This is a genomic window from Ruegeria sp. BG8 (genome assembly GCF_056538325.1).
Window position 1 is genome coordinate 59,982 of sequence record NZ_JBQFSZ010000014.1, and the last position, 23,981, is coordinate 83,962.

The 23,981-nt window shown below is 57.1% G+C and carries 23 protein-coding genes; 12 read left to right on the forward strand and 11 right to left on the reverse strand.

The window, feature by feature from the left end; genetic code table 11:
- The first annotated feature begins 41 nt into the window (after nt 1–41).
- The 3 genes from ACR0DG_RS19955 (at nt 42) to ACR0DG_RS19965 (ending at nt 5,152) form a co-directional block, all read left to right on the forward strand.
- Entirely contained in the window at nt 42–1,562 is a 1,521-nt protein-coding gene (locus ACR0DG_RS19955; protein WP_480700110.1) for a trimethylamine methyltransferase family protein, read from the forward strand.
- Nucleotides 1,563–1,678: 116 nt separating this feature from the next.
- On the forward strand, nt 1,679–4,147 hold the full coding sequence (locus ACR0DG_RS19960; RefSeq protein WP_480700111.1) for a GcvT family protein: 2,469 nt from the start codon (nt 1,679–1,681) through the stop codon (nt 4,145–4,147).
- A gap of 15 nt (nt 4,148–4,162) precedes the next feature.
- Nucleotides 4,163–5,152, forward strand: coding sequence for a GlxA family transcriptional regulator (locus ACR0DG_RS19965; RefSeq protein WP_480700112.1), 990 nt, complete (start codon nt 4,163–4,165; stop codon nt 5,150–5,152).
- A gap of 23 nt (nt 5,153–5,175) precedes the next feature.
- On the opposite strand, the gene ACR0DG_RS19970 is transcribed toward ACR0DG_RS19965, so the two are convergent.
- Nucleotides 5,176–6,078, reverse strand: a complete 903-nt coding sequence (locus tag ACR0DG_RS19970) for a LysR substrate-binding domain-containing protein (RefSeq protein ID WP_480700113.1) — start codon at nt 6,076–6,078, stop codon at nt 5,176–5,178.
- A gap of 179 nt (nt 6,079–6,257) precedes the next feature.
- On the opposite strand from ACR0DG_RS19970, the gene ugpB reads away from it, so the two are divergent.
- From ugpB to ACR0DG_RS20015, 9 genes are all read left to right on the forward strand, one after another.
- On the forward strand, nt 6,258–7,568 hold the full coding sequence (gene ugpB / locus ACR0DG_RS19975) for a sn-glycerol-3-phosphate ABC transporter substrate-binding protein UgpB (protein WP_480700114.1): 1,311 nt from the start codon (nt 6,258–6,260) through the stop codon (nt 7,566–7,568).
- A gap of 61 nt (nt 7,569–7,629) precedes the next feature.
- Nucleotides 7,630–8,511 (forward strand): sn-glycerol-3-phosphate ABC transporter permease UgpA, encoded by an 882-nt coding sequence (ugpA, locus tag ACR0DG_RS19980; RefSeq protein ID WP_480700115.1) that lies wholly within the window; start codon nt 7,630–7,632, stop codon nt 8,509–8,511.
- 20 nt (nt 8,512–8,531) lie between these two features.
- On the forward strand, nt 8,532–9,368 hold the full coding sequence (gene ugpE, locus ACR0DG_RS19985; protein WP_480700148.1) for a sn-glycerol-3-phosphate ABC transporter permease UgpE: 837 nt from the start codon (nt 8,532–8,534) through the stop codon (nt 9,366–9,368).
- Nucleotides 9,369–9,371: 3 nt separating this feature from the next.
- Nucleotides 9,372–10,427 (forward strand): sn-glycerol-3-phosphate import ATP-binding protein UgpC, encoded by a 1,056-nt coding sequence (locus ACR0DG_RS19990; RefSeq protein ID WP_480700116.1) that lies wholly within the window; start codon nt 9,372–9,374, stop codon nt 10,425–10,427.
- A gap of 207 nt (nt 10,428–10,634) precedes the next feature.
- Nucleotides 10,635–11,900, forward strand: coding sequence for a PQQ-dependent sugar dehydrogenase (locus ACR0DG_RS19995; protein ID WP_480700117.1), 1,266 nt, complete (start codon nt 10,635–10,637; stop codon nt 11,898–11,900).
- On the forward strand, nt 11,897–12,481 hold the full coding sequence (locus tag ACR0DG_RS20000; protein ID WP_480700118.1) for a c-type cytochrome: 585 nt from the start codon (nt 11,897–11,899) through the stop codon (nt 12,479–12,481). Before ACR0DG_RS19995 ends, ACR0DG_RS20000 begins: the two co-directional genes overlap by 4 nt.
- A 164-nt stretch (nt 12,482–12,645) precedes the next feature.
- Nucleotides 12,646–14,790, forward strand: coding sequence for a hypothetical protein (locus ACR0DG_RS20005; protein ID WP_480707295.1), 2,145 nt, complete (start codon nt 12,646–12,648; stop codon nt 14,788–14,790).
- 138 nt (nt 14,791–14,928) lie between these two features.
- Nucleotides 14,929–15,660 carry an SDR family NAD(P)-dependent oxidoreductase gene (locus ACR0DG_RS20010; RefSeq protein ID WP_480700120.1) on the forward strand — a complete coding sequence of 244 codons (732 nt, stop codon included), beginning with the start codon at nt 14,929–14,931 and terminating at the stop codon, nt 15,658–15,660.
- A gap of 100 nt (nt 15,661–15,760) precedes the next feature.
- Complete coding sequence (locus ACR0DG_RS20015) at nt 15,761–16,012, forward strand: WGR domain-containing protein (protein ID WP_480707297.1); 252 nt, start codon at nt 15,761–15,763, stop codon at nt 16,010–16,012.
- On the opposite strand, the gene ACR0DG_RS20020 is transcribed toward ACR0DG_RS20015, so the two are convergent.
- From ACR0DG_RS20020 to ACR0DG_RS20065, 10 genes are all read right to left on the reverse strand, one after another.
- A complete protein-coding gene (locus tag ACR0DG_RS20020) occupies nt 15,991–16,404 on the reverse strand; it encodes a hypothetical protein (RefSeq protein ID WP_480700122.1) in 414 nt (137 codons plus the stop codon). The genes ACR0DG_RS20015 and ACR0DG_RS20020 overlap by 22 nt on opposite strands.
- Nucleotides 16,405–16,484: 80 nt before the next feature.
- The gene (locus ACR0DG_RS20025) at nt 16,485–16,886 is read right to left on the reverse strand and encodes a DM13 domain-containing protein (protein WP_480700123.1); all 402 of its coding nucleotides are present in this window, start codon (nt 16,884–16,886) and stop codon (nt 16,485–16,487) included.
- 168 nt (nt 16,887–17,054) lie between these two features.
- Nucleotides 17,055–17,993, reverse strand: a complete 939-nt coding sequence (locus ACR0DG_RS20030) for an acetamidase/formamidase family protein (protein WP_480700124.1) — start codon at nt 17,991–17,993, stop codon at nt 17,055–17,057.
- A 3-nt stretch (nt 17,994–17,996) separates the two neighbouring features.
- Nucleotides 17,997–19,025 (reverse strand): branched-chain amino acid ABC transporter permease, encoded by a 1,029-nt coding sequence (locus ACR0DG_RS20035; protein ID WP_480700125.1) that lies wholly within the window; start codon nt 19,023–19,025, stop codon nt 17,997–17,999.
- On the reverse strand, nt 19,022–19,918 hold the full coding sequence (locus ACR0DG_RS20040) for a branched-chain amino acid ABC transporter permease (RefSeq protein ID WP_480700126.1): 897 nt from the start codon (nt 19,916–19,918) through the stop codon (nt 19,022–19,024). The genes ACR0DG_RS20035 and ACR0DG_RS20040 overlap by 4 nt, the downstream gene beginning before the upstream one ends.
- Before the next feature lies 1 nt (nt 19,919).
- A complete protein-coding gene (locus ACR0DG_RS20045) occupies nt 19,920–20,624 on the reverse strand; it encodes an ABC transporter ATP-binding protein (RefSeq protein ID WP_480700127.1) in 705 nt (234 codons plus the stop codon).
- Nucleotides 20,625–20,665: 41 nt separating this feature from the next.
- On the reverse strand, nt 20,666–21,820 hold the full coding sequence (locus ACR0DG_RS20050; RefSeq protein ID WP_480700128.1) for an ABC transporter substrate-binding protein: 1,155 nt from the start codon (nt 21,818–21,820) through the stop codon (nt 20,666–20,668).
- 29 nt (nt 21,821–21,849) lie between these two features.
- Nucleotides 21,850–22,560: an ABC transporter ATP-binding protein gene (locus ACR0DG_RS20055; protein ID WP_480700129.1), complete on the reverse strand. Its 711-nt coding sequence runs from the start codon at nt 22,558–22,560 to the stop codon at nt 21,850–21,852.
- Entirely contained in the window at nt 22,553–23,194 is a 642-nt protein-coding gene (locus ACR0DG_RS20060; RefSeq protein ID WP_480700130.1) for a cysteine hydrolase family protein, read from the reverse strand. Before ACR0DG_RS20060 ends, ACR0DG_RS20055 begins: the two co-directional genes overlap by 8 nt.
- On the reverse strand, nt 23,191–23,964 hold the full coding sequence (locus ACR0DG_RS20065; protein ID WP_480700131.1) for an N-formylglutamate amidohydrolase: 774 nt from the start codon (nt 23,962–23,964) through the stop codon (nt 23,191–23,193). Before ACR0DG_RS20065 ends, ACR0DG_RS20060 begins: the two co-directional genes overlap by 4 nt.
- Nucleotides 23,965–23,981: the final 17 nt, after the last annotated feature.

Consider the following 23,981-nt stretch of genomic DNA (forward strand, 5'->3'; position numbering starts at 1 on the left):
GCGAATAGATAGTATGCCGCAAAAAATTTGGAGTATGCTCTATGGCTCGGCGCGCACGTCAGTCCCGTTCCCGTGGTTCCGAGGCCGGTTCCGTACCGGCTTCACCCTATATCAGGCGCCAACTGGCGTTCTTTAATCCTTTGAACGAAGAGGATTTGGAACGCCTTGAGGCCCAAGTGGACTGGATCTTCGAAGAAGTTGGCATTGCCTTTCGCGATGATCCCGAAGCACTCGAACTGTGGCGCCGCGTGGGCGCGCGCATTGAGGGTGACATTGTTCGTGCTGATGCGTCATGGATTCGTGACCTGTGCGCGAAAGCGCCCAAAAGCTTTCAGCAAGTCGCCCGCAATCCCGAACGCTCGGTCGTCATTGGCGACGGCAATCAGGTGTTCGCCCCAGTCTATGGTGCGCCCTTCGTGCGGGATCTGGAAGGCGGCCGCCGCTATGGCGACATCGAGTCGTTCGAAAAGCTGGTCAAGCTGACCTATATGCACCCCAACCTGCACCACGGCGGCTTTGTCACTTGCGAACCCTGTGACGTTCCGGTCAGCAAACGCCATCTGGACATGATGTTCGCCCACATGACGCTCAGCGACAAGCCGCATCTGGGGGCCATCACCGAGATGAGCCGCGCACAGGACAGCGTCGACATGGCCGAGATCGTCTTTGGCGTGGATTTCATGGAAGACAACTGCGTGATCATGGGTAACGTGAACACCAACTCGCCGCTGCTGGTGGACCGCGTGGTGACGGAATCGGCGCGGGTCTATTCCTCGCGCGGTCAGGGCCTGATCGTGGTGCCGTTCATCCTGTCCGGCGCGATGGGTCCGGTCAGCACCGCCGCCAGTGTCGCGCAGGCGATGGCCGAGGCGATGATGGTTTGCGCCTATGTTCAACTGCTGCGCCCCGGTGCGCCCTTTGTTCTGGGCAACTTCCTGTCGTCCATGTCGCTGAAATCCGGCGCACCGACCTTTGGCATGCCCGAGCCGGTGATCTCGAACTACGCCATCGGCCAACTGGCCCGCCGCGCCGGTCTGCCCCTGCGCTGCGGCGGCTCGCTGACTGCCTCCAAGATCGAAGACGCGCAGGCCGCCTACGAATCCGCCGACTCGATGCATTCAACCATGCTGGCAGGCGCAAACTTCGTCCTGCACTCGGCAGGTTGGCTCGAAGGTGGCCTGTGCACCGGCTTCGAAAAGCTGATCATGGATGCCGACCGTCTGGGGTCCTATCAGAAGGTTCTCAGCCAAGGCCTCGACACCAGCGACGACGCCTTTGCCCGCGACGCCTATGATGAGGTGGATGCAGGCGGTCACTTCCTGGGCTGCGCTCATACCATGCGCAATTATCAAACCGCGTTCTATGAACCCAAGCTCAGCGACAGCGAGAATGTCGAAAGCTGGGAAGAAGGCGGCTCCAAGGACATGCGCCGCCGGGCCTATGAGCGTTGGAACCAGATGCTGAACGAATATCAGCCCCCCGCGATGGACGAAGCCAAGAAAGAAGAACTGGCCGCCTATGTCGCCAAACGCAAAGAAGAAATCCCGGACGCCTGGTACTAAAACCGGGATCCCTTCATCTGGCCAAAAATATCCTCGGGGGTGAATTGAGCCGCAGGCTCAAGAGGGGGCAGACAGCCCCCTTCCCCCAACCACAAGAAAAGACACAGGACCCTCTCATGCCCGAGATTCAAAAAGACGAAACCACATCCGGCAAACAACTGCCCTCCCACGCCAAGGTCGTCGTCATCGGCGGCGGCGTTGTGGGTTGTTCGATCCTTTTCCACCTGGCCAAATTCGGCTGGAAAGACGTCGTCCTGCTGGAACGCGATGAACTGACCTCCGGCTCCAGCTGGCACGCGGCGGGTCAAATACACACGATCAGCTCGGACCCCAACATCTCGCGCCTGCAAAGCTATACCATCGATTTGTACAAAGAGATCCAGGAAACATCGGGCCACTCGGTCGGCATGCACATCACCGGCGGTTTCTACGCGGCATCGACCAAGGAATGGTACGACTATCTGAAGCGCGAGCGTTCGAAAGCGCGCTATATGGGCCTGCATCAGGAATTCATCAGCCCGCAGGAACTGGCCGAGCGTCACCCGCTGATCGATCCCAAACACTATCATGCCGCGCTCTGGGATGAGCAGGACGGCGACGTGGACCCCTCGGGCGCGACCTACGCCTTCGCGAAATCCGCCCGTCACCACGGCGCACAATATTTCACCCATTGCGGCGTGACGTCGATGAGCCAGCGCCCCGATGGCAGCTGGGATCTGACCACCCCCAAAGGCGTCATCAACGCCGAGCAGGTTGTGAACTGTGGCGGCCTCTGGGCGCGTGAAGTCGGTCATATGTCCGGCATCCACCTGCCCGTACAGCCGATGGAGCACCACTATCTGATCACCGACGCGATCCCGATGATCAAGGACCGCATGGAAAGCATGGGTGAAGCCGGTCGTCTGCCCGCGGGCATCGACTATGAGGCCAACATCTATTTCCGTCAGGAACGCCACGGCATGCTGCTGGGCACGTATGAGCCGAAATCTACCCCGTGGAAAGTCGATGGCACGCCCTGGGATTTCGGCCACGAGCTGCTGCAACCCGATCTGGACCGCATCGCCGACCGTCTGGAAATGTCGTTCGAGCGTATCCCCGCCATTGGCGAATCCGGCATCAAGGACACCATCAACGGCCCGTTCACCTTCGGCCCCGATGGCAACCCGATGATCGGCCCGGTTCCGGGCATGAAGAACTATTGGGTCGCCGTGGGCGTCATGGCGGGCTTCTGCCAGGGCGGCGGCGTTGGCCTGACCATGGCCGAGTGGATGATCGACGGCGAGCCTTCGATCGACGTCTGGGCGATGGACGTGGCGCGGTTTGGCGAGTTTGCAACGCCGGACTGGGGCACGATCAAGTCCTCGGAAAACTACGAGCGCCGCTTCGTGATGACCTTCCCGAACGAAACGCTGCCCAAGGGCCGGATGCAGAAAACCACCGCGCTCTATGATCGTCTGATCGACAAGGGGGCCGTGATGGGTCAGGGCTTTGGTCTGGAAAACGCGCTGTGGTTTGCCGACAATGCCGAAGACGCCCATGAAACCCCGACGTTCGAGCGCAACCGCAGCCACGACTATGTGGCGCGCGAAGTCAAAGCCGTGCAAGAGGCCGTCGGCGGCATCGAGATCGCCAACTTTGCCAAGCACGAGTTCAAGGGCGCCGGTGCGCGCGACTACCTGAACCGCACTCTGGCAGGTTACGTGCCGAAACCCGGCCGTCTGGCGCTGACCCCTATGCTGACCGAAAAGGGCCGTCTTTACGGTGACCTGACCGTGGCGTGTCTGGGCGATGACCACTTCATGCTGTTTGGTTCGGGCGCGATGCAGGATGCGCACAGCCGCTGGTTCCAAAAGGACCTGCCTGCGGATGTGACCTATGCCAATGTCTCGGATGACTGGCACGGGATCGCCCTGTCCGGCCCCAAATCGCGCGAGCTGCTGGCCCGCATCACCCGCGACGACGTCAGTGCCGACGCGCTGAAGTTCCGCGACCTACGCCAGACCTTTGTGGGTGGCGTGCCGGTGATCCTGAATCGTATCTCGTTCTCGGGCGAGCTGGGCTTTGAGATCTACTGCAAGCCGATGTACCTGCTGCGTCTGGCCGAGGCGATCGAAGAGGCCGGTGCCGATCTGGGTTACCGCTGGTATGGCGCACGCGCGCTGATGTCGCTGCGCCTTGAAAAAGGCTGGGGCGTCTGGACCACCGATTTCCGTCCCGACTTCAACGCGGTCGAATCCGGTATGGATGTCTTCATCAACTGGAAGAAGGACTTTGTCGGCAAGGAAGCCACCGAAAAGTTCAAAGCAGATGGCGTAGCCCGCAAGCTGGTCACCATGACCATCGACGTGGACGGCATCGATGTCTCGAACGACGAGGCAATCCTGAAAGACGGCGAAGCGGTCGGCTATGTCTCGTCCGGCGGCTATGGCCACCGCGTCGGCAAGTCGATGGCGATGGGCTATGTCGCCTCGGACAGCGCGGTGCCGGGAACAAAGCTGCAGGTAGAAATCCTGGGCGAGTTCTATGACGCCGAAGTTCTGGGTGCTCCTGCATATGACGCCAATGGCGCCAATATGCGCGCCTAAGAAAGGAACGCCGAAATGGGTCACCCCGAAATCAACTTTGCACAGTCAAGTGTCAGGTCTGCTGAACTCAACCGGTTCATTTTCCTGATTATGCCGGGCTTTTCGGCATTGGAGTTGGGCTCGGGGATCGACTCATTGGCTGCGGCGAATGATGCCTCGGATCATGCGCCCTTCGAATGGTGTATCGTCAGTGAAACGGGCGAACCTGTAACGTCGTCCTCTGGAATGACCGTATCAGTGGAAGGTGCGTTGCCTAAAACGCAACGGGGCGACTGTATCGTCATCTGCGGGCCAATGGCCGTCGCGCAGACGGTTTCCAACGAGTTGAAAGCCTGGTTAAGACAAGCCCGGCGTTTTGGCGTGCAGCTTTGCGGCGTTGGGGGTGGGTCAAGCACATTGGCCGGCGCTGGTGTCGCAAGCGGCCAGTGCTTGAGCGCGCACTGGAAGCAGCAACCCGTGATGGTCGAGCTGTTTCCCACGGTCGAAACTGTGTGTTCGGTCTATGTCGACGAACGCCCGATTGCGACCTGCGGCGGTGGTGTGACCACGCTGGATTTGTTTTCCTCCCTTATCAGCCAGAAATGCGGTCAAACCACGTCCTCTCGTGTGGCGGATCAACTGCTTTATGCGTCTGTGCGGCACAGCGATGGCCGGCAGACGCAGACAGACCTGTTCCGTTTCGGCACGCGTCACTCAAAGCTGGCGACGGCGGTGATGATCATGAAAGAAAATCTGGAAACCCCGCTGTCTCCGCGCGTGGTCGCGGAACGTGCTGAAATGTCGACGCGTCAACTAGAGCGGTTGTTTCAGAAATATGTCGGCACCAGCCCTAAAAACTATATGACCCGCCTCAGGCTTGAGCGCGCGAAGACATTGCTGCAACAAACCGATATGCGCGTTCTGGACGTTGCGGTGGCGTGTGGATTTGGTTCGGCCAGCCATTTCTCAAAGTGTCTTCGCAAGCACTTTGGCGCCTCACCGCATACACAACAACGCGCGGACTGATTTCTTCTGTCTAGCCGGGGGGATCAGTTTGATTTGAACGGCGTCAGGCTTTCGGTGAAATCCTCGATGAATTCCAATGTCACAAGGGACGGTTGCTTCAATACCGGGCGTACCAGTGAAAGAGTGTGGGACATCAAAGGCTTAAAGGGTCGAAAACACAATCCCCGTTCCCTGTATTGTATGGCATCCAACTCGCTGACGACGGACACGCCGACGCCTTGCAAAACCAGCTCACACGCTGCGGTGAACTGCCGAACTTCGATGTGAGAGTTCAGTTGAACATTCGCATCGTGAAACGCCTTTGACAGGCGTCCGAAAAAGTCGCTGTCGCGGCGCGTGTGAATGATTTTTTCGTGCTCCAGGTCCGATGGCGTGACCTGAGAACACTTTTCCAACGCATGCCCGCGGGGAAACACGCAAACCGTGCGGACGTTGATGTTGGTGCTTTCGACGGCCGGGTGGCCGCGAAAACTGTCTGTAATTCCAAATTCGTATTGTTCGCCCACGATCCATTCAAGGATACGTTCCGGCCTGTCCGGTTCGATGGTCATGGTAACGCCCGGCCTGTCCTTGAGAAACCGTGCGACGACGCCCGGCAGGTGGCTGGTGGCGAACCCGGGCAGACAAGCGACGCGGATATGCCCGGCCTTTCTTTGGGTAATATCCTGACTCACATCCGAAATTTGCCGCATAAGCTCCAGAACACGTTCTACGCTGGGCTGTAGGTACCGGACCTCCTGAGTGGGCACCAACCGCCCTTCGCGCCGGTCAAAAAGCTGAAACCCAAGCGATTTTTCGAGGTCCGACATCAATCTGCTGACAGCCGGTTGGCTTATCCCCAGATCCAGCGCCGCCGCCGTGACCGAGCCATTGGCCGCCACGGCCATCAATGCCTCTAACTGTCGAATTCTCAGGGTTTGTCTCATTTTCAAACCTATTTGGGGCTTCGTCGGGCAAATATATAATATCGTGTTATGTTTTATGCCATTACTAAATGCTTGAATTATAAATCTGTAACGTTAACGTCGTGAAATCGTCATGTCTGCTGATTACGCGTTGCGGTCGGTATTCAACGAAGCATCGAACCTGATGCATGGGAGGAATCATGAAAAAGACTTTTCTCGGCGCTCTTGCCGTAACAACTGCTTTGTCCCCGGTAGCGGCAATGGCTCAGACCGAAGTTCAGTTCTGGCATGCCTTCACCGGTCGTCTGGGTGAGCTTGTGAAAGCCCAGGTTGAAGAATTCAACGCAAGCCAGGATGAGTTTGTCGTGGTTGAAAGCCACAAGGGCAACTATTCAGAAACCTTGAATGCCGGTATCGCGGCGTTCCGCGCCAAAGAGCAACCGCATATCCTGATGGTGTTCGAGGTCGGCACGGCAACGATGATGTCCGCCGAAGGTGCGGTCAAACCCGTTCATGAGGTGATGGCAGAAAGCGGCGCGTCTTTCGATCCGGATGCCTATATCGGCGCTGTCAAAGGGTATTACACAACCACTGATGGGGACATGCTTTCGCTGCCCTTTAACTCTTCCACACCTGTGCTTTGGGTGAACCGTGACGCGTTTGAAGCCGCAGGCGTTGACCCCGACACCGACCTGTCGACATGGGAAAACGTTGGTGAAGTTCTTGGACAGCTGAAAGACGGCGGCGAAGAGTGTCCGTTGGTGACAGCATGGCAAAGCTGGATTCACCTTGAGAACCTCTCGGCCTATCACGACGTCCCGTTTGCCTCCAAGGACAATGGGTTTGCCGGTCTGGATACCGAACTGATGCTGAACGGTCCCACACAGGTTGCGCACCTGACCGCAATGGGCGAGTGGGCGAAGGACGGCAAGTTCATCTACACAGGCCGCAGAAACGAAGGTGGTGCCAATTTCCGCGCAGGTGAATGCGCCTTGTTTACCGAAAGCTCGGCAGGCTACGCCGGGATCAGTGCCGAAGCGCAGTTCGACTTTGATGTGCGTCCATTGCCATATTGGGCAGGCGTTGTGAGTGAGCCGCAGAACACCATCATCGGTGGCGCTTCGCTTTGGGTGCTGGAAGGGCATGACCCCGAAGCCTACAAGGGCGTGGGCGAGTTCCTCAGCTTTTTGTCCTCCTCCGGGGTACAGGCCGACTGGCACCAAAACACCGGTTACCTTCCGATCACTGCCGAGGCGGGCGTCGCCACCCGTGCGGCCGGTTTCTATGAACAGAACCCGGGCACCGATATCGCTGTGATCCAGATGACCGCCAAAGAGCCTACGGCGAATTCCAAGGGCCTGCGCCTGGGATCTTTCGATCAGATCCGGGGTATCATCGACGAAGAGCTGGAAGCGATCTGGGCTGGCGAGAAAACCGCACAAGAAGCGATGGACAGCGCGAAAGAGCGCGGCGATGCGCTGCTGCGTCGGTTTGAATCGGCTAATCGCTAAGCCGGAAAAACGATGCGGGCCCTGAACGGGCCCGCAATCCTTCCCCTGGTGGAGCAGCAGGATGGAAAAACGCGTCACTTTTCGCGGCTGGCTTTTACCGCTTGCGCTGATTGCACCGCAGGTGATCATTTCTGCAGTTTTCTTTTTCTATCCCGCGGGACAAGCGGTCTGGCAATCGCTGTTCATCCCTGATCCGTTCGGGCTGTCGTCTCAGTTTGTTGGGTTGGGGAATTTCGAATTTCTGTTGACCGACAGGTTCTACCGCGCGTCCTTTGTGACGACGGCCGTGTTTTCCATTCTTGTAACGCTGTGTTCGATGATCCCGGCGTTGTTTCTGGCGGTGTTGGCGGACAGATTGATCAAGGGCTCGGGTGTCTACCGGACGCTTTTGATCTGGCCCTATGCCGTTGCCCCTGCCGTGGCCGGTGTGTTGTGGCTGTTCATGTTCAACACGCGCGTTGGGGTTGTGTCTTGGTACCTTGGACAGCTGGGCTATGACTGGAACCATGTGTTGAACGGGACCGAAGCGATGAGCCTGGTCGTTGTCGCCTCGGCCTGGGGGAGGATCAGCTATAACTTTTTGTTCTTCTTCGCCGCCCTTCAATCCGTCCCGCGATCGGTTATCGAAGCCGCCGCGATTGACGGCGCGCGGTTCTGGCGGCGGTTCTTTACCATCGTACTGCCGCTGCTGTCGCCGACGGCATTCTTTCTGCTGGTTGTGAACGTGGTCTACGCCTTTTTTGAAACCTTTGGCGTTATTCACACCATCACAGGTGGTGGGCCCCAGCAGGCGACAACCATTTTGGTTTATAAGGTCTTTTCAGACGGCTTCGTGGGTCAGGATCTGGGTTCATCCTCGGCGCAATCCGTGATCTTGCTGGTCGTTGTGGGGCTACTCACGGTCATACAGTTCAAGTACGTGGAAAAGAGGGTGCATTACTGATGTCTGCCCAACAACACGGCATGGTGGAAAAACGCGGCGCAGGTATCTGGCTGACCCATGCCTTTATGATCTTGGGCGTTCTGATCATCTTTTTCCCAATCTGGCTTGCATTCGTTGCATCGACCGTGACCCAGGCCGATATCATCTCACCCCCTATGCCGGTCGTTCCGGGTGATCAGTTTTGGGTGAACTACAAGGCGGCCCTGTTTTCCGGGGTGAACGTGCCCGTGGCAACCATGCTGTTCAACAGCTTGGTCATGGCGATTGGCATTGCCATCGGTAAGATCATCATTTCACTGCTATCGGCGTTTGCGATAGTCTATTTCCGGTTTCCCGGACGCCAGACGTTTTTCTGGATGATCTTCATTACGTTGATGTTGCCGGTCGAGGTGAGGATCGTTCCCACATTCGAAGTCGTCGCCGGGTTCGGGATGCTCAACAGCTATTCCGGGTTGATCCTGCCTCTGATCGCGTCGGCCACTGCCACGTTTCTGTTTCGCCAGTTCTTCCTGACAATCCCGGACGAGTTGGCCGAGGCCGCGCGTGTGGACGGTGCCCGCCCGATGCGGTTCTTTATCGACATCGTCGTGCCCATGAGCCGGACAAATATCGCGGCTTTGTTTGTGATCCTGTTCATCTATGGCTGGAACCAGTACCTCTGGCCTCTGCTGATCACAACAGACCCGGAAATGAACACCATCGTTATGGGCATCAAGCAGATGTTTCCATCTGGGGATGATTTTGCCCATTGGCCAACGATCATGGCGACATCCATGCTGGCAATGATCCCGCCGGTCATAGTGGTTGTGTCGATGCAAAAGCTGTTTGTGCGCGGCCTTGTCGATAGCGAGAAATAAGAAATGGCGACAGTAACCCTTGAAAACGTCAAGAAAAGCTTTGGCCCAACCGATGTCATCCACGGGATCGACATCGACATCAAGGACGGCGAGTTTATCGTGATTGTCGGCCCCTCGGGCTGCGGCAAGTCCACGCTTTTGCGCATGGTGGCAGGGCTTGAGACCGTAACGTCCGGAGAGATACAGATCGGAGGGACTCGGGCCAACGAAAAAGAGCCGATGGACCGCGATATCGCGATGGTGTTCCAGAATTATGCGCTTTATCCCCATATGTCCGTTCGCCAGAACATGGGGTACGGGCTCAAGATCGCAGGGTTGCCAAAGGATCAAATTGACCAAAAGGTTGTTGAGGCGGCCAGACTGTTGCAGCTGGAACCCTTGCTGGACCGCAAACCGCGTCAATTGTCGGGCGGACAACGCCAACGCGTCGCGATGGGTAGGGCCATTGTCCGTGAACCAGCCGTGTTTCTATTTGATGAGCCGTTGTCGAACCTTGATGCGAAACTGCGCGTCCAAATGCGGCTGGAAATCCGCGAGCTTCAGGAAAAACTGGGAATTACCGCTCTTTACGTGACGCATGATCAGGTCGAAGCGATGACAATGGCCGACCGGATGATCGTAATGAACGGCGGCGTTGCCGAGCAGATCGGGACCCCTCTAGAGGTTTATCAGACACCGAAAACGCTGTTTGCTGCGCAGTTCATCGGTAGCCCCGCGATGAATATCTTTGACGCCCGGCGTGAAAACGAAACCGTCAAAATCGGCGATATCGCGATTGGGCCGTCTCATGGGCCCGATGCGGCGTTGAAACTGGGCATTCGACCAGAACACCTGGTGTCTGACGACAACGGCCCGCTGGAAGCGGTCGTTCAAATGGCCGAACCCTTAGGGGCCAATACGTTGTTACATGGCCATCTTTCGGGCTTGGGACACGCGGTAACGATCAGCCTTCCGGGTGTTCACCCGATCGAAGGCGGGCATCCGAACATGCGCTTTTCCGTACCGGTTGAGCATTTGCATTTGTTTGATGCTTCAAGTGGTCAACGGTTAAAAGGTTGACCCAAGGTCAATCATATTGAGACGCGATAAAACTGCGCGATTACAAATATTTACACGACCTCTATCCAACCCGGCGACCATTTTGGACTGTCTATACGACTAAGAGTCAATTGACAGATCGGTACACTCATGCCGATCATGTCTGAATGTGAGACGTCACCGAGTCGGAAACAGTGTGGCGTCTCCATCTAATTTGGGAGGATTAGAATGTCACAACCACGTGTTATTGCGGGGCTTTTGTTGGGTTCCATATTGGCTGGGCCGGTTCTGGCCCAGGACAATTTGGACAAACTAAGTAATATGCAGAAAACAGATGCGACGTTTACCTATATTGAACAAGAAGGGGAACGTGCCGACGCACTGAGCGGAATTCTGCCGTATATCAATGTACCCGATGGGTTCGAGGTGAGCCTTTATGCCGTCGTACCGGACGCAAGGTCCATGTCGATGGCGCCCCAGGGGACAGTGCTTTTTGCCGGGACCCGTAAAGACAAGGTCTGGTCGATTGTTGACCGCGACCGCAACCGCGTGGCGGATGAGGTGAAGGATTTCGCGCCATCTGTGACATTCGACATTCCCAACGGGCCGTGTTTTTCGCCCGACGGGTTCCTGTATATCGCGGAACGGAACCGTATCCTGGTTTTCCCTGCAGCCGAGTTTTTCTTTGAAAGCCCCGACATCGCAGTTGGCACCGTTGTGGCAAAGGGCGAGTTGATCCCCGAAGACGAAGAAAGCTTTAACCACTCGGCCCGTGTTTGCGACATCGGTCCCGATGGCAAGCTATACGTGTCGTTGGGTCAGCCGCACAATGTGCAGCCGGTGGATAAAATCGAACTGTATGATGAGATCGGCATCGGCGGCATCATCAGAATGAACACCGATGGGTCCGACCGCGAAGTTTACACACGCGGCGTCCGTAACTCGGTTGGTCAGGACTTTAACCCCCAAACAGGCGAGCTGTGGTGGACCGACAATCAGGTCGACGGAATGGGAGACGATATCCCACCCGGTGAACTGAACCGTCAGACCGAAGCGGGCCAGCATTTCGGGTTCCCATGGACCAATTCACGCGTTGAAATCGTTTCGGCAAGTGATGCTCCGCCGCCAGAAGGTGTGACCTTTGTTGAGCCGCAGCTGGAACTGACGGCCCATGCGGCAGATCTTGGCATGCGTTTCTATCACGACCAGACGTTCCCAGAGAAATACCATGGCGGTATCTTTTGGGCACAGCACGGGTCGTGGAACCGTACCACGCCAGTGGGCGCGCGGATTATGTTCACAGCGCTTGATCCGGAAACGGGTGACGCGGTCGGGGCTGAGGTCTTCGCCGACGGTTGGTTGAACGAGGAAACGGGCGAATATCGCGGACGCCCAATGGACATCGAATTCCTGCCTGATGGCTCGATGCTCATTTCAGACGACTTTGCCGGAGCGATCTGGCGTATTGCCTATAACCCGGCACCTGCTCAATGAAGAGTGCCCTGATACTTGCTCTCGGCGGGATTATTCTCGCCGGGGGCTTTGCCACGCCCGCACGCAGTGATGACCCGGATGCGGGGCGCAGAATTGCCAATATGTGCCAAACCTGTCACGGCATTGACGGGTTTGCGCGGATACCGCTTGCTCCGAATATCGGAGGTGAGCCCAAAGAATACCTCGAAGCGCAGCTTATGGCGTTCAAAACAGGTGCCCGAGAACATGAGATGATGTCGGTGGTCACATCCAGTTTGTCTGCGCAACAGATCTCTGATGTCTCGGCCTGGTACGCTGCACATACTGCGGTTGCGACTTTGCCAGAGGGCGTGACCGAAGCGGATGCGCCGGATGCCTGCGTGTCATGCCACGGTGTTGATGGAATTTCGACGCTGCTAGATGCACCGCACCTTGCAGGAGAGGTCAACGTATACATTGACACTCAGCTCAAAGCATTTCGGAACGGCAACAGGCAACATGACATCATGTCTGACATTGCAGCCGAGCTGACCGACGAAGAAATTCGTGCGCTGGCCGACTGGTATGCAAACATCCAGCTAGAGATTGTCGCGAACGAATAGAACGGGGGCGAGCGAATCCAACACCTTGTCAGGCTCAGAAGCAAACGTCATAGTTACCTAAGGTAAACATTTGCATTTCGTTACCAAGGCATTTTTGAGCACTTACGGAGTTGAGCAGGATCGACACGCCAAAGAATCCGTTTTTTCAAGAAGCCCTTTGGTTCTTGCTGTTTATCGGCTGGGTTCCAATGCTGGCTTCATACGCCTTTGTGCTGGACCCGGTCGCGGCAGGTAAGACGGGCGTTCTGACGACAATCACGGATGAAATAACACTTTATCAGCAACGCGGCTGGTCCCATCCGGCGATTGGCGTTTTGGGTGTGGCCGGTCTGCTGGCCATTGGTCTGGTGTTCAAACTACGCCGGTTCTGGCTTTGGCCGATACCTGCATTTTTGCTGTGGTCGTCGCTGATCTACATGTTCAACGCGTCCGGGGCAGGGGGGCCGCTGGAAATTGCGATCCACGCAGTTTACGCGGCCTTGGCGATCGCCTGCACATACTTGTTTCTGCGCCACGGGCATTTGCTGTCCACCTCGTTCGTCGGGTTCACGGCGGTGCTTTTTCTGGATGTTTTCGGATCCTGGGTCGCCCAACTCTTTGGCGCTGCTCCGGGCACCAGTCTTCTGGGGCTGTTGTTCCTTGGCTATGAGCCCAATTTGGTGAACGCCTTATTGTTCCTGACGATATCGGTTCTGGTGCGGATGCTCTGGATGATGGTTCGAGACAACTGGCAGTTCCTCTGGGCCTTACCAAGGTCGGACCTTAAGGCGGCGCTCCGCAAGACCTTCCGCCTCTGGAGCCCCGCTTTTGCCTGCTTTTTGGTATTCGGCGGGTTTTGGTGGGCCCTGGTGAACCTATGGATCGAACCTCGGATGGTGGCCGAAATCGATCTTCGGACGGTCGAACTTGAAAACAAAGCCATCATTTGGGTGATTGATAACGAGACGATGGCGCACGATGCCCACGCCCCCTACGTGGAGTCCTGGTCTGGCGACTATCCTAATGCAGATCCCCTTGAGCGTGCGATCAACCGCTGGTCCGATGTGTATCTGACATCCGTTCATAAACGCGTCGACCTGAGCTTGACGACAGTCGCGCGCGAGGCAAAGAACGATTTAGCACAGGTACCCGGCGCGGTAAGTGACCAGATGAATGCAGCCTTTCCCAAGGATGTCTTACCGCTGCTGGAGCCGCCGGAATGGTGCTTTCCTCTTGATCCTGTCTGCAAGACGAAGGAGTGGATCGTAGAAGGGGCCAACGAAATGATGATCGAAGCCCGTAGCGGTATGATCAATGGTACCACCGATTTTGCCCGATGCGTGGCATTGACATCGAACCACCCGCAACGGCCACGCGATTGCCCCCCAGACATTGCCCTTGCCAATGACGTCGATAACGCGTCGACCCAGATCCGGGGCGTCTATCAACAAACCTATCTGACGATGCACAGCACAACCACGTCCTCAATCAAGGGCGGGTTTCGAACCTGGCGGAACATATCGTTGCTGCTGACGCTGTACAGTGTAATCATTCTGCTCAAGACGCTGCTCATTGTATTTTCACGCGTGATTTTCGCACCGAACGGCGCAGCGAGCCTGCACGCGCAGTTTCTGCCGGATGACCCGCCTTCCACCGCGTCGGCGTTGGCCAATCACGGACAGCACTACCGCATCCCGACCGACGCCAAAGAAGCATATTTCGTCGCGCGCTGGGGGGTTACCCTGGAAGGGCCACCGCCCGCACGAAGGCGCCCGCTGGGCTTTCGCATGCCGGTGGCGCGTATTCTCAGCGGGACTTGGGCCATGAACCGCATTGATGGTGACCGCGCTGGCAATCCGGATGAATTCGATGCCGAGCTCAAGGTCGATGAACCAGCCGAATTGGTATCGTGGACCCTGCAAGAAGGCGAGCGTGTGATTTTCCGGTTTTCAGACTTTGTGGGCATGTCCGACACCTTGAACATGGGGCGCGTTGCAAGTCTTGGGCTGTCAACTTTGATACTGGGGCGGATGATCTTCTATTATGCCGAAGGGCCGGGGACCTTGATCTTGCGAACGACGGCGGCCGCGCGCCTGACGCCATCACCCGACGCTGAAAAACCCGCACCGATGCCCAAGCTGGTGGCATGGGGCAGCAGCACAAAGTTCAGCATCTTCGCCGCGCTGACCACAATGGATACGTTCCTTAGCGGTTACAATCTCAAGACAGCCCCCGGCGATGCTGTTGTCTGGGACAGCTCGACCCGACGCGGGGATGGCCCGGGAACCGGCATTCTTAGGTTCATGAAAAGCTTTCTTCTTCCGGTCTAGCAATGCCCCAACGTCTGCCGCATGTTTTCAAGCAAGGGTTGACCAAGGCAGCATAGTTTACCCGAGTGCTTTGCGTATAGGTTTGAAGCCACTAACACCGTCTGCCAGACGCTTCACCGTTAAAGGAGATTTGAACAAGTGACACAGGACTTGTCGGGGAAGGTCGCGCTTGTCACAGGCGCAGCACAAGGGATCGGTGCCGCTGTTGCGCATGCTTTGGCAGATGCAGGGGCGATCGTGATCGCGGCCGATCAACAGGACATATCGGACACGTGGTCAGCTCTTTCTCAGGTACGGGCAGTGCGGTGCGATGTGTCCGATGCGGGGGACGTAGATCAGTTATTCCGCTCGATCTCAGACATCGAAGGGCGTTTGGATTTCGCGATCAACGCGGCCGGCATTCTGTTCGAGACAAAGCTGGTTGATATGGATGTGTCCGCATTTGACCGAATGGTTTCGGTCAATCTGAGGGGGTCGTTCTTAATCGCGCAAGGTGCCGCGCGGCTTATGTCTAAGGCAAATTCGGGACGGATCATCCTGATCGCGTCAGAGCTGGCTTACCTTGGTCGTGCAGATTACTCGGCCTACTGCGCGTCCAAGGCTGGGGTTGTTGGCCTGACCCGGTCGCTTGCACGCGAGTTGGCACCTGCGATCACTGTAAACGCGGTCGCACCGGGGCCGGTGAATACGCCCATGCTGGATGTTGAAAACATGTCGCCCGAGTGGATTGAAAAGGAATTCGACGTGCCACTGGGGCGGATCGCAGAACCGTCTGAGATCGGCGGGTTGGTGCATTTCCTTTGCGGGCCACATGCCGGGTATTTCACAGGACAGACACTCAGCCCCAATGGTGGCGCGGTAATGATCTAATGCGCGTGCCTTGCGTCCCATCGAGGATCGGAATCCTTTGGCAAGAATAGATTCCAGAATGTCATTGGACTGAAGGGCGCGGCCAGTGAATAATAAGGGTATGGAGCTGTCAGCAACCACACCTGTCCATCTGATCAACGTCGACCCGGACGTCAATATGGCGCGGTTTTATGGGATAGAGTTGCAGCCGACCCTGTTTGGAGAAGTCGCAGTCCTTCGTAGCTGGGGGCGTATCGGCACCTGCGGGCAAACCATGATGGTCACGTTTGAAGACGAAGCCCAGGCTATGGACGCACTTCGGGACCTGGACAGGCGGAAACGCAGCCGGGGTTACGTTCCGGTACCCGGATAACCCGGTCTGGTTTGAGTGCTGCGCTTACAGGGCGCGACCGCTGCGGCTATGATTGCCCATCCAAGTATGCCTTGTCCGTGCGCGCTCAGGTTCTGTTGGTATGAAAAGAATAGCATTTTTAACGGCTTACCAATTTCCCGCGGGGGCCAGATAACCCATTGCAGCGGTAAATCGGGAATGATCAACCGGTAGTACATGTAATAGACTTGCGGCGACAGCCACACGAACAGCCAAAAGATCACAAGCGCACCGATGATGCGCACCCAAGGGCGGTATCGGCGCAAAAGGATCCTTGCCGACAAAACCACCAGCGCGAAAAGGATTAGGCTAAGCGTTGCAAGGCCGACCTGTCCCCAACCTGACAAATCGAAAAAGGAATCTTGGCGGTACACCTGTGCCCTCCAAGGCGCCAAACAACAAAGAGACCCGCCCGCATCAGCTGACGGATCTCAGAATACGGCTCAGCGATAGTTTAGCGAAGCGGAGCGACCGCCAAAATCACCGTGAACTTTTCACAATAGATATAGAGTTCATTGTACTTTGACGTGTCAATCCCAGAGGGGATTTTGAAAGAAGCTTCACCGTTTTTGACAGTCAGCTTCTCGTGAATCTTCGAACCCTTTGCGTATTTCTCACCATTGCCGAAGCCGATCTTGATATCTGGTGGGTTCTTACTGGGGTCAAAGACATAATCGCTTTTGAGTGTGACGGTGTCATCGGTTACGGAAACCGTTCCCTTAACTTTATAGCCGCTTCGGCCTGACAGACTGCCAGTGCGTTCTTTGCCTGCAGCAAAGGCGGCCGGAGCCCCAAGTGAGAATGCAGCTGCTGAAGCAAGTCCCAGCTTCACGAGTTGGCGGCGTTTGATCGTCATGGCGAATTTCCTATCTCAATCGCAGATGCAAGGATGCTGCGCAGACTGAGGGGAAGCTGCCAACTCAATTTGCTTCAAAGGAAGTTGAGCCTTTGAAACAAATGGGCCTTGTGTTCGGCCAGATGATGCCGCGCGATGTCCATCGCCCATAAGACGTTGGGGTTTTCGTCAGTCCAGCACGGATTTTGGAAAGTAGAACGATACCGTCCAGTTTGGCATGTCCACGATCTCGCTGATCCGCAAATCTCCGCAGACGGAGCACAGCATATAAGCCTCAAGCGTGGACATCCCCGTCACGGCCGAGATCCAGTCGACCATTCCGGAAACTGCATCGCGAGCGGCTTGCATCAGGTCTTCCCCGATGCCGGTTGTGGCTTTGTAGCCCGCGGTATCGAAATGGCGCGTAACCGGACCGTTGGTTTCGAACCGAGGAAAGGGCAAGTTCTCACCCTTGATCAGGTCGATCTTGATGGCCACGTCCATGGGGCTTTCGATTGCGGTTCCACAAATCTCACCATCGCCTTGCGCGGCATGGGTATCGCCCAGCGACAGCATCCCGCCTGCCACCTCGACCGGCAGGTAGAGCGTTGTGCCCACGCAATTGTCGCGGATATCCAGATTGCCGCCCACTCGACGCGGAGGGACGACAGAATGCAGGCCCGGCTCGGCCAGCGCCAGCCCGATTGTGCCCACAAACGGCTTAAGCGGTACCTTCCCACCGGGGCCGAACAGGGCAGGGGTCATGGCGTTGGTATCGTATTTCCAGATATGCAGGGCTGCATCGGGAAACTGATCGGTCAGCAATCCAAAGCCCGGTATATTGGCGGTCCAGCCCCAGCCCGAGGGTTTGAAATCAAGAAAGGAAACGGCGACGGTATCACCGGGTTCGGCCCCCTTGATGTGGATTGGTCCGGTAACCGGATTGACCTTGTCAAAAGACAGCGCGCCCAGATCGGCCAGAGTCGAGGACGCGTTCAGCTGACCGCCGGAACTGTCGATGGTTTCAACCTCAACCGTTTCACCGGGATCGACGCTCAGTATCGGATCGATGGAGTTATCCCAGCCGAAGTGGTGATTGTGCTTGTGGATAGTGTGGTTGCAACCCATGACTCACTCCTGTTTTCTCAGTACGAGGTCCTCGATTTCGTTGTCGCCCATGATGCCACCGGGGCGCAATGCCATGGTCAAAACGATCACCGTGCCCAAGGCTATACCCGACAGACCCAATACTTCGGGCAAGTCGATGCCCAGCAGGACCGGACCGGTTTCCAGCCAGCGCACACATTCCAGACCAAATGAGATCAGCAAAGTGCCCAGAACCGCCCCCGTGACGGTTCGCATCCCCCCAAGGATCAGCATGGCAAGGGTCAGAAACACGTGGTTGAAATAGAACGGACGGGCGCTGATTGTTCCAAGAAAGAACGCATAGGCGATCCCGGCAACTGCCAGCAGCACGGCTGAAAGAACCCAGGCGATCAGGCGTAACCTGCGGATATTGACGCCCATCGCCGCCGCGCCAACCTCATCATCGGCGCAAGCGCGTAATTGTATGCCCCAACGGCTTTCGCGGAACAGGCGCACGACAAACAAAACAATCACCGACAGGATCACAATTGAGGTCAGCGAAAACACCTGCGGGATGCCAAAGAACGCCTGGTTTCCTTTGAAGATATCCGTGCGGTACAAAAAGACAGAATGCACGATGACCAATACGGCAAGGGAAAAGATGGTGACGCCGGAGCCCGTCAGGCGCACCACGAAAAGCCCAACGACCAAGGCCAACGCCGCCGTGATCGCGATGGCCAACAAGGCAGAGGTTACCGGGTCCAGCGAAAACGCGTTCAGCCCCCAAGGGGCGTCCGGCAGGGAAATCGATTTTATCGTAACGGGTGTGACGCAGATCGCGGCGACATAGGCACCAATCCCCATAAAGGCGCTGTGGCTCAGGTTGGTCAGCCGCGCATTGCCCATGAAGACTTGCATCGCCAAAACGACCAGCAGGTTCACGAACGCGCTGTAGACCAATCGCAGCTGATAGCGGGACCCGAAATAGGTCACAACAACGCCAATCACGATCAATACGATGGCCAAAATAGCGGCACCGACCAATCCACGTTTCTGACTGGGGTTCAGGATCATATCTTGTCCCCCTTTTCAGTCGGGGGTGACAGGATACCGTCTGGCCGCCAGACCAGAACAAGCGCGATGATCCCAAAGACAAACGCGTCCTTCATACCGCCATATTCCTGCGGCAGCAGGACCAGCATGGCGACCTCGATCGCGCCCAGAAGAAAGCCGCCCAGCACCGCGCCGGGCAGGCTGCCGAACCCGCCAACGACGCAGGCGACAAAGGCCTTGAGCACTGGATTGAACCCCAGATGCGGGTCGACCGATCCACGGCGCGCCATGATGAAGATACATGCTAAACCGGCCAAGAGGCCCGACACCATGAAGGCCATCGCAAACACCCGGTTCGATCTGACGCCAACCATTCGGACCATTTCGAAATCCAACGAGGCTGCCCGCATAGCAAGGCCCAGCGTCGTCCGTTTCAAAAACAGCATCAACCCGACGATCACCAGAACCGTTGTCACAGCCTCGAACACCTGAAGGGATGACACCTGAACGCCGAACAAGTTCACTGGCCAGTCCAGAAAATAGAGCGACGTGACAGCCACAGGGCGCGGCGATACCGCAAGCAGAAAGACATTCTGCAGGATGATTGAGACACCGAATGCGGTCAGCAAACCCGTGGTTGGATCGGCGTACCGCACGGGCCTGAAGGCCACGCGCTCCAACGCCAGAGACATCAGGATAGCCGCCAGTATGGCGCCACCGATCACAATGAACGGGTTGTTCAGCGCCAGCGCCGCAAAGGCCACCATCGTATAGCCACCAACCGCAATCACTTCGCCATGGGCAAAGTTCACCAGCCCCATGATCGAAAAGACGATGGCCAACCCTAAGGCAATCAGCGCGTATTCCGCCCCGAAGGCGAGCGCATTCATAACCTGTTGCGCCACATATTCCATGTCAGGCGATCCCCGTCAGTTCCGCCATCAGCGCGCTGCTCTGGCCCAGTGTCTCTTTGGTGCCTTCTGCCACGATCCGACCGTTGTTAAGCAGATAGGCGTAATCCGACAGGCGCAGTGCCTGCGTCGCATTCTGTTCGACCAGCAAGATGGTCATGCCGTCCGCTTTCAGCTGTTCGATCATCTGAAAAATCTGGCTGACAATCTTCGGGGCCAACCCAAGGCTGGGTTCGTCCAAAAGCAATATCTTGGGCTGGGTCATGAGGGCGCGGGAAATCGCCAGCATCTGCTGTTCCCCCCCGGAAAGGGTGCCTGCCAGTTGATCGCGGCGCTCGCCCAGAATTGGAAAGGTTTCCAGCCAGCGCGCAATGTCTGCATCCCGGCCATCCCGATCCGTGCGGGTTGCACCACCCAGAACAAGGTTTTCCTCGACGCTCAGGTTCGAGAAAATCCGCCGTCCTTCGGGGGCCACGGACATGCCGGCCTGTACGCGCGCTTCGACGGGCAGGGCCGAGATGTCGGCCCCGTTGAACACGATCTGCCCGGATGAGCGCGCCACGCCCATTAGCGCCGAGATGGTCGAGGTTTTGCCCGCGCCGTTCGGGCCCAGCAAGGATACACAACGTCCTTGGTCCACGGCAAAAGAGATGCCGTGCACGGCCTCGATCGGACCATGAGAGACTATCAGGTTTTCTATATTTAGCATGGGATGGGAAACGGGGGCAGGAGCCGCCCCCGTCTTTGCGCTCAGTTCCAGTCCTGTGGCGTGTTTTCAGGGATTTCGTTCGAAATCAGAACCCGCTTGCCGTCCTTGTAACCGATCACCGGGATCGTGCGTTGGGCGTAGGTTTTAGTATCCTTGAACGAAATATTGTCAACGGTCAGAACCGGGATGCTGTCCGCAGTACGGATCGTTTCGGCAATAACCGCCGGATCGCTGCTGCCCGAGGTTTCGACCGCCCAAGCGACAGCCTTGACCGTGTCAGCGCCGGTAGCAGGGAACAGACCCGGCACGTCATGGCCAAGCTCTTTGCAGTCCGCCATGAATTTGACCACAGCACTTTCGTCATGGCTGGGTGCCAGCGTGGCAAAGAACACCTTGTCCAGGATCGACGGATCATCGGCAGCGACCGCATCCAGCGACGGATCGTCAAAGCCATCGGATCCAACCACCCAAGCGTCGATACCCGCACTACGCAACTGGCGGACCAGAACGCCGATGTCAGGCATGATTGACGAGATATAGACCGCGTCGATATCTTCCCCCAACGCCTTCATGTCAGCGATCTGCGGCGACCAGTCAGACGTGCCAAAGCTGAAATTCATCTTGGCCAGAACCTTGCCGCCGCCTTCTTCGATGACATCGCCAAACCACAACGGCGTGCGCGCGGACCACGAACCACCTTCATCCGAGGTCAGCAGAACCACGTTCTTGACGCCCTCGCTCAGCGCGTGGTTGGCGGCCGCGGTTGCGGTGAACGGGTCTGGCGAGACACCGGTAAAGAAATTGTCGACGATGCCTGCGTGCATCTCAACCTGCGTGGATTGCGGCTGGAAGATAGACACGCCATAGGGTTGGGCGATCTGGGCGACCGGGATCATCGTGTCTGAAAACGGTGTTGTTCCCAACATCACGACGCCTTCGTCCAAGAACTTCTGGGCCAATGAAATCGCGGCCTGCGTGTCGCCCGCAGAGTCCTGAACCAGAACTTCGATCTTTTTGCCACCTGCGCCGCCTTCGGCATTGATCATGTCGGCCATGCAACGCGCGCCGAGATATTCGGAATAAATCGCCAGATCGCCGGTCATCGGCACACCAAGCCCGATCTTGATCGTGTCCTCAGCAACAGCCGGAAGCGCCAGGCTCATGGCAGTCAGAGTGGTAAGGGTCAGCTTCTTCATACTCTTTCTCCTGTTGAAAGCCGCCTGCGTCACGCGGCCCGTTCATCGGTTTCGCCAAGATAAGCGTCGATAACCTCTTGGTTCTTGGTTATGTCTTGGGGTGCGCCTTCAGCGATGACAGCACCCATGTTCAAAACGGTGATCCTGTCGCAAAGCGACATTATGAATTTCAGATCATGGTCGATGACAAGGATGGCGCATTCCGAATGTGCGCGGACCCATGTCAGGGCCCGGCCCAGAGCGTCGGTTTCCTGTTCATTCATCCCCGCCGCAGGTTCGTCCAACATCAAAACGCGCGGGTTCAGGGCAAGCGCGCGCACAATCTCAAGCCGCCGCAATTGCCCATAAGCCAACGATCCCGCATTTTGGTTGAGCTTGTCCGACAGACCAAATTCCGCGATCGCGGCATCCACGATTTCTGCACCCCGACCCGAATAGCGCGCGACATCAATATTCTGGGCAACGCTCAGGCTTGGGAAGACGCGTAGATTCTGGAAAGTCCGCGCAACACCACGTGCGGCGCGTTCATGTGCGCGCAGTCGGTCGAGGGGTTCACCGTCCAGCGACAATGTACCCGCCGAATGGGTCAGCAACCCGGAAATCAGGTTCACAAGGGTCGTTTTGCCGGCGCCGTTTGGGCCAATCAAGCCACGCACCTCACCCGGAGCGACGGACATCGTCACATCCTCGACCGCATGAACGCCGCCAAAGGTTTTGGTGATACCGTTCAGGTCAAGCACTCGCTAACTCCTCGACCAGCTCGGTTGTGGTGATTTGGCGGCAATACCCCTTGATCGCGTTCAGAGAGTTTTCATGGCGCTCGGGCGTGTAAGTCAGACATGCATCGGTTACTTGGGTCACCAGATAACCCAGATCACAGGCGTCCCGGATTGCGCTTTCGACGCATTGATCGGTGACCAAACCGGCCAGAACGACCTGCCGGACCCCCAGATTGCGCAGGATGTAGTCGATATGTGTCGACACGAACACCGAAGACGAGGATTTGGGCAGCACGATTTCGTCCCCCACAGGGGCGATCTGATCAATGACCTTCCCGTCCCAGCTGCCCTTGGGCACATGAAAGCCGGTGATTTTATAGTCCAGCGACCTGTCGCGCCCGTCCAGTGTCAAGCTTTCAATATTGGTATACATGACTTCGACCCCGGCATCGCGGCACGCGGCCTGAATGGCCTGCATGTTGGGGATAACGCGGCTGTCCAACTGGTCAAAATACCAGCCGTATTTATCCTCGAATTCCTGTTCCGACAGATCCTTGAACTCGGACCCTTTCCGATGTGCAGAAAAGTTCTGAACGTCGATGAAAATCAACGCGGATTGTGCGGGGGAAAGCGGAACATTACGGGTCAGTGTCACAGCTTGGTCTCCAGTATCCGGGTAAACGCATCCGCCAAAAGCTGCGCCCAGTCTGCCGCACCCTTTGCATCACGGATCAGGTCGTTGCGGATCTCGACCAGAGAATGCGCCAGCCCTCGCGGTTCGACAAAATGCGGAATGAACCAGTCACTGTCACTTTCGATCTGGTAGGGTTGGTTCAGCGCCATGTTCAGGTCCGGGCGTTGGGCAGAGATGTGGTCGATCGCTGCCTGCCCTGTGGCGGGGTCTGACCGTGTAAGAAACCCGGCATGCCACGGGCGCGTTTCGCCAGAGACACGCGCGGTGAAGGAATGGATCGAGACCGCCAGCACGCGGGGCGCGCGGTCGAGCATATGTTCGATGGCCGCGTTCAAGGGGGCCATAATCTCGCTCTGCCGCGCGGCACGCTCGGGTGCGGTCAGGTTCAGGTTTGCCGGGATCTGTTCGCCAAAACTTATTGGCGGAATCGAATCCGGGGCCTCGATGGGCCGGTTGCAATCAATGACAAGCCGCGAATAACGCTGCAATATCAGAGGGGCCTGCAACCGTTCAGCTAATCCGCGTGCAACTGTTTCGGCCCCGATGTCCCACCCTCGGTGGCTGGCCCGTACATCGGCGGATACCCCTAAATCACCCAGCTTTTGCGGAATCGCACGACCTGCATGTTCACATAACAACATGACCGGAAAACTGCTGTCGCGATTCACCCATTCCACCGGGTTCGGATCCCCAGAGACCAGCAAGGTTTCAGTTGCGACGGATGTGTTCATGCGCCCCACGTTAGAGA

Excerpts from the sequence above, each read along its gene's own strand:
- ACR0DG_RS19955 (WP_480700110.1), top strand. The coding sequence starts at position 42 with ATGGCTCGGCGCGCACGTCAGTCCCGTTCCCGTGGTTCCGAGGCCGGT.
- ACR0DG_RS19960 (WP_480700111.1), top strand. The coding sequence starts at position 1,679 with ATGCCCGAGATTCAAAAAGACGAAACCACATCCGGCAAACAACTGCCC.
- ACR0DG_RS19965 (WP_480700112.1), top strand. The coding sequence starts at position 4,163 with ATGGGTCACCCCGAAATCAACTTTGCACAGTCAAGTGTCAGGTCTGCT.
- ACR0DG_RS19970 (WP_480700113.1), bottom strand. The coding sequence starts at position 6,078 with ATGAGACAAACCCTGAGAATTCGACAGTTAGAGGCATTGATGGCCGTG.
- ugpB (WP_480700114.1), top strand. The coding sequence starts at position 6,258 with ATGAAAAAGACTTTTCTCGGCGCTCTTGCCGTAACAACTGCTTTGTCC.
- ugpA (WP_480700115.1), top strand. The coding sequence starts at position 7,630 with ATGGAAAAACGCGTCACTTTTCGCGGCTGGCTTTTACCGCTTGCGCTG.
- ugpE (WP_480700148.1), top strand. The coding sequence starts at position 8,532 with ATGGTGGAAAAACGCGGCGCAGGTATCTGGCTGACCCATGCCTTTATG.
- ACR0DG_RS19990 (WP_480700116.1), top strand. The coding sequence starts at position 9,372 with ATGGCGACAGTAACCCTTGAAAACGTCAAGAAAAGCTTTGGCCCAACC.
- ACR0DG_RS19995 (WP_480700117.1), top strand. The coding sequence starts at position 10,635 with ATGTCACAACCACGTGTTATTGCGGGGCTTTTGTTGGGTTCCATATTG.
- ACR0DG_RS20000 (WP_480700118.1), top strand. The coding sequence starts at position 11,897 with ATGAAGAGTGCCCTGATACTTGCTCTCGGCGGGATTATTCTCGCCGGG.
- ACR0DG_RS20015 (WP_480707297.1), top strand. The coding sequence starts at position 15,761 with ATGGAGCTGTCAGCAACCACACCTGTCCATCTGATCAACGTCGACCCG.
- ACR0DG_RS20025 (WP_480700123.1), bottom strand. The coding sequence starts at position 16,886 with ATGACGATCAAACGCCGCCAACTCGTGAAGCTGGGACTTGCTTCAGCA.
- ACR0DG_RS20030 (WP_480700124.1), bottom strand. The coding sequence starts at position 17,993 with ATGGGTTGCAACCACACTATCCACAAGCACAATCACCACTTCGGCTGG.
- ACR0DG_RS20035 (WP_480700125.1), bottom strand. The coding sequence starts at position 19,025 with ATGATCCTGAACCCCAGTCAGAAACGTGGATTGGTCGGTGCCGCTATT.
- ACR0DG_RS20040 (WP_480700126.1), bottom strand. The coding sequence starts at position 19,918 with ATGGAATATGTGGCGCAACAGGTTATGAATGCGCTCGCCTTCGGGGCG.
- ACR0DG_RS20045 (WP_480700127.1), bottom strand. The coding sequence starts at position 20,624 with ATGCTAAATATAGAAAACCTGATAGTCTCTCATGGTCCGATCGAGGCC.
- ACR0DG_RS20050 (WP_480700128.1), bottom strand. The coding sequence starts at position 21,820 with ATGAAGAAGCTGACCCTTACCACTCTGACTGCCATGAGCCTGGCGCTT.
- ACR0DG_RS20065 (WP_480700131.1), bottom strand. The coding sequence starts at position 23,964 with ATGAACACATCCGTCGCAACTGAAACCTTGCTGGTCTCTGGGGATCCG.